Source organism: Streptomyces anandii JCM 4720, assembly GCF_014650655.1.
Taxonomy (GTDB): Bacteria; Actinomycetota; Actinomycetes; order Streptomycetales; family Streptomycetaceae; genus Streptomyces; species Streptomyces anandii.
Genome location: NZ_BMVJ01000008.1, coordinates 320,579 through 324,823, shown reverse-complemented (window position 1 = coordinate 324,823; position 4,245 = coordinate 320,579). Strand labels below are relative to the sequence as shown.

Below are 4,245 nucleotides of genomic sequence, written 5' to 3'. Positions count from 1 at the left end.
GGGTCTCGGTCGGCATCAAGGAGTCGGTCGGGGAACTGCTCGACGACGTCGAGCGCTACCTCGCCGAGGGCTACGTCCGGATCAAGCTGAAGATAGAGCCCGGCTGGGACGTCGAGCCGGTACGGGCCGTGCGCGAGCGCTTCGGCGAGGCGCTGCCGCTGCAGGTCGACGCCAACACCGCGTACACGCTCGCCGACGCGGAACACCTGCGGCGCCTGGACGAGTTCGGGCTGCTGCTGATCGAGGAGCCGCTGGAGGAGGACAACCTGTACGCCCACGCCCGCCTCCAGCAGCGGATCTCGACCCCGGTGTGCCTGGACGAGTCCCTGCACAACGCCCGCGACACCGCCTCCGCGATCGCCATGGACGCCTGCCGGGTCGTCAACGTCAAGCCCGCCCGGGTCGGCGGCTACCTCGAGGCCCGCCGTGTCCACGACGTGGCCCACGCGCACGGGGTGCCGGTGTGGTGCGGCGGGATGCTGGAGACCGGCATCGGCCGCGCGCCCAACCTCGCCCTCGCGGCCCTGCCCGGCTTCACCCTGCCCGGTGACACCTCCGCGTCCAGCCGCTACTTCGCCGAGGACATCACCGAGCCGTTCGTCCTGGAGGACGGCCACCTGACCGTCCCGCCCGGCCCCGGCATCGGCATCGCACCCCTGCCGGACGCCCTGCGCCGCTTCACCAGGGAACGGCGGGACCTGTTCAGGAGGTGAGGCGGACGAACCCGCCCGCGGCTCGCCCCGGGCCAGGTGAGGCACACGACCCGCCCGCGGTCCGCCCCGGGCCAGGCGAGGCACACGACCCGACCGCGGCCGGCCCCCGGGGGTGAGGCACATGACCCCGCCCGTGGCCGTCCCCGGGTGGGGTGGCGGTGGCCGTCTCCTGGCCGGATGCGGCCCTCACGTTAGATTGATCCCGTGCTCTCACGCCTCACACGCCCCCAGGCCCTCACCGTCTGCGCGCTGCCCGTCGTGGGCCTCCTCGCGGCGGCGGTGTTCGCGCCGCTGCCGTTCTCGGTGGCGCAGCCCGGGATGACGGCGAACGTGCTCGGCCAGAACAAGGGCACCCAGGTCATCACCATCACCGGCGCGCCCACCCGCACGACGAGCGGGCAGCTGCGGATGACGACGATCGAGGCGACCGGCCCGGACGCGTCCGTCTCGCTCGGGGACGTGATCGACGGCTGGTTCGCCACCGACCGGGCGGTCATGCCGCGCGACGCGGTCTACCCGACCGGCAACAGTGTCAAGGAGATCGAGCAGCACAACGCCGAGCAGATGAAGCAGTCCCAGGACGCGGCCACCCGGGCCGCCCTGGGGTACCTCGGTGACAGCGACAAGAACATCAAGGTCACCCTGCGCCTCGCCGACGTCGGGGGCCCCAGCGCGGGCCTGCTGTTCTCCCTCGGCATCATCGACAAGCTCGACGGCGACGGCAGCGGCGGCGACCTCACCGGCGGCCGCACCATCGCCGGCACGGGCACGATCAGCGCCGACGGCACGGTGGGCGCGGTGGGAGGCGTCTCCCTGAAGACCCAGGCGGCCCGCCGCGACGGCGCCACGGTCTTCCTGGTCCCCAAGGCCGAGTGCTCCGACGCCCGAGCGGAACTCCCCAAGGGCCTCCGCCTGATCCCGGTCACCACCCTCAAGGGCGCGGTGACCGCCCTGACCGCCCTCCAGAAGGGCAAGTCGGGCATCCCCAGCTGCTAGCCGGCCCCACCGGCACGGCCCGCGCCCCGCCCCTACTCCCCGGCCGCCTGTTCCACCAGGGGGATGATGCGGAGGGGGACCGGGTTTTCCATGACGATGGCTGTGGAGGCCCGGACGATGCCTTCGATGGCGACCACGCGGTCGATGACGCGCTGGAGGTCGGCGTTGGAGCGGGCCACCAGGCGGCAGAGCATGTCGCCGGTGCCGGTGGTGGTGTGCAGTTCCAGGACCTCGGGGACGGTGGCCAGGTGGGCGCGTACGTCCGGGCCCTGGCCCTGCCGGATCTGGAGGGTGGCGAACGCCGTCACCGGATAGCCGAGGGCCGCCGGGTCCACCTCCGGGCCGAAGCCGCGGATCACCCCGCGCCACTGGAGGCGGTCCAGGCGGGCCTGGACCGTCCCGCGCGCCACTCCCAGCCGCCGGGACATCTCCAGCACGCCGATGCGCGGCTCGCGCGCCAGCAGCACGATGATGCGGCCGTCCAGATGATCGATCGCCATACGCCCGCCTCCCGGGGTGGACATCCTGCACAGAGAGCCCGAAGGGTTCCGCCCTTCACTGGTCAGACTGCCCAGTGAAAACGCGAACTATTGCGCACCTTGCTGGGCCGGGTGACCCTTCCGCTATGACGCAGACCACACACCACGCTCCCGACGCGACCGCCCGGCAGGCCGACCCCTTCCCGGTCAAGGGAATGGACGCGGTCGTCTTCGCCGTGGGCAACGCCAAGCAGGCGGCGCACTACTACTCCACCGCCTTCGGCATGAAGCTGGTCGCCTACTCCGGACCGGAGAACGGCAGCCGGGAGACCGCCGCCTACGTCCTGGAGAGCGGCTCCGCCCGGTTCGTCCTCACCTCGGTCATCAAGCCGTCCACCACCTGGGGCCACTTCCTCGCCCAGCACGTGGCCGACCACGGCGACGGCGTCGTCGACCTCGCCATCGAGGTGCCCGACGTCCGCGCCGCGTACGCCTACGCCATCGAGCACGGCGCCCGCTCGGTCGAGGAGCCGTACGAGCTGAAGGACGAGCACGGCACGGTCGTCCTCGCGGCCATCGCCACCTACGGCGAGACCCGCCACACCCTCGTCGAGCGCACCGGCTACGACGGCCCCTACCTCCCCGGCTACATCGCCGCCAAGCCGATCGTCGAGCCGCCCGCCCAGCGCGTGTTCCAGGCCGTCGACCACTGCGTCGGCAACGTCGAACTCGGCCGCATGAACGAGTGGGTGGAGTTCTACAACAAGGTCATGGGCTTCACGAACATGAAGGAGTTCGTGGGCGACGACATCGCGACCGAGTACAGCGCGCTGATGTCCAAGGTGGTGGCCGACGGCACCCTCAAGGTCAAGTTCCCCATCAACGAGCCCGCGATCGCCAAGAAGAAGTCCCAGATCGACGAGTACCTCGAGTTCTACGGCGGCGCCGGCGTCCAGCACATCGCGCTGAACACCAACGACATCGTCCGGACGGTCCGTCAGATGCGCGCGGCGGGCGTGGAGTTCCTCGACACCCCCGACACCTACTACGACACCCTCGGCGAGTGGGTCGGCGACACCCGCGTGCCCCTGGACACCCTGCGCGAGCTGAAGATCCTCGCCGACCGCGACGAGGACGGCTACCTGCTGCAGATCTTCACCAAGCCGGTCCAGGACCGCCCGACCGTCTTCTTCGAACTCATCGAGCGCCACGGCTCCATGGGCTTCGGAAAGGGCAACTTCAAGGCCCTGTTCGAGGCGATCGAGCGCGAGCAGGAGCGCCGCGGCAATCTGTGAGGCGCGGCCGCCGGAGCCGACGTAGGCTGCCCCCATGGCCAGGATCAACGACGTGGGCGGCACGGTCGGCTTCGGCGCCGTCGACACCGCCGACGACCCGGCGCCCTTCCACGCGGACTGGGAGGCCCGGGTCGTAGGGCTGTTCAACGCCCTGCGCGCCGAAGGGCTGTTCAACACCAACGAGTTCCGCGACGCCATCGAGTCGATGCCGCCCGCCGAGTACCTGACGACCTCGTACTACGAGCGCTGGTTCGAGGCGATCCGCACCCTGCTGGAGCGCAAGGGCGTGATCGAGCCGGGTGAGCTGGATGACTGACCGGTTCCCGCCCGGCACCCGCGTGCGGACCTACGACCACGACCCCGCCCACCACACCCGTCTGCCCCGCTACGCCCGCGGCAAGCGGGGCGTCGTCGTGGAGCCGGAGGGACCGGCGGAGCTGGCCGACATCAGCGCACAGGGGCGCGGCGACGCGCCCGTCCAGCAGATCTACGCCGTGCGGTTCGCCGCCCGCGACCTGTGGGGCGAGGGCGACCACCACGTCGTACTGGACCTGTGGGAGAGCTATCTGGAGGAGGACCCCGATGAGCGGTGACCACTCCGACGCGGCGATCGCCCGGCGGGTACGGCGCATGGAGACCCTGCTGGAGGAGAAGGGCGTCCTCTCCGGGGCCCGGCTGGACGAGATCATCGACGCCTCCCTCTCCGGCGCCTCACCGGCCAACGGCGCCCGAGTGGTGGCGCGCGCCTGGACCGACCCCGGC

General features: G+C 71.4%; 6 protein-coding genes and 1 pseudogene. 6 read left to right on the top strand and 1 reads right to left on the bottom strand.

The window, feature by feature from the left end; translation table 11 throughout:
• Both menC and IE249_RS17375 read left to right on the top strand, forming a co-directional pair.
• Positions 1-713 (top strand): annotated as a pseudogene (gene menC, locus IE249_RS37610) (o-succinylbenzoate synthase); the annotation flags it as partial.
• A 204-nt stretch (positions 714-917) separates the two neighbouring features.
• Positions 918-1,709 (top strand): S16 family serine protease, encoded by a 792-nt coding sequence (locus tag IE249_RS17375; RefSeq protein ID WP_189705716.1) that lies wholly within the window; start codon positions 918-920, stop codon positions 1,707-1,709.
• Positions 1,710-1,741: 32 nt separating this feature from the next.
• On the opposite strand, the gene IE249_RS17370 is transcribed toward IE249_RS17375, so the two are convergent.
• On the bottom strand, positions 1,742-2,209 hold the full coding sequence (locus IE249_RS17370; protein WP_189705715.1) for an Lrp/AsnC family transcriptional regulator: 468 nt from the start codon (positions 2,207-2,209) through the stop codon (positions 1,742-1,744).
• A gap of 125 nt (positions 2,210-2,334) precedes the next feature.
• On the opposite strand from IE249_RS17370, the gene hppD reads away from it, so the two are divergent.
• The 4 genes from hppD to IE249_RS37600 all read left to right on the top strand — a co-directional run.
• Positions 2,335-3,483 (top strand): 4-hydroxyphenylpyruvate dioxygenase, encoded by a 1,149-nt coding sequence (gene hppD / locus IE249_RS17365; RefSeq protein WP_189705714.1) that lies wholly within the window; start codon positions 2,335-2,337, stop codon positions 3,481-3,483.
• Between the two features lie 34 nt (positions 3,484-3,517).
• Complete coding sequence (locus tag IE249_RS40040) at positions 3,518-3,799, top strand: SH3-like domain-containing protein (RefSeq protein WP_189705713.1); 282 nt, start codon at positions 3,518-3,520, stop codon at positions 3,797-3,799.
• Complete coding sequence (locus IE249_RS40035; RefSeq protein ID WP_189705712.1) at positions 3,792-4,076, top strand: SH3-like domain-containing protein; 285 nt, start codon at positions 3,792-3,794, stop codon at positions 4,074-4,076. Before IE249_RS40040 ends, IE249_RS40035 begins: the two co-directional genes overlap by 8 nt.
• Positions 4,066-4,245: nitrile hydratase subunit alpha (locus tag IE249_RS37600; RefSeq protein WP_229858714.1), on the top strand; the 180-nt coding region annotated here is incomplete at its 3' end. The genes IE249_RS40035 and IE249_RS37600, both read left to right, overlap by 11 nt.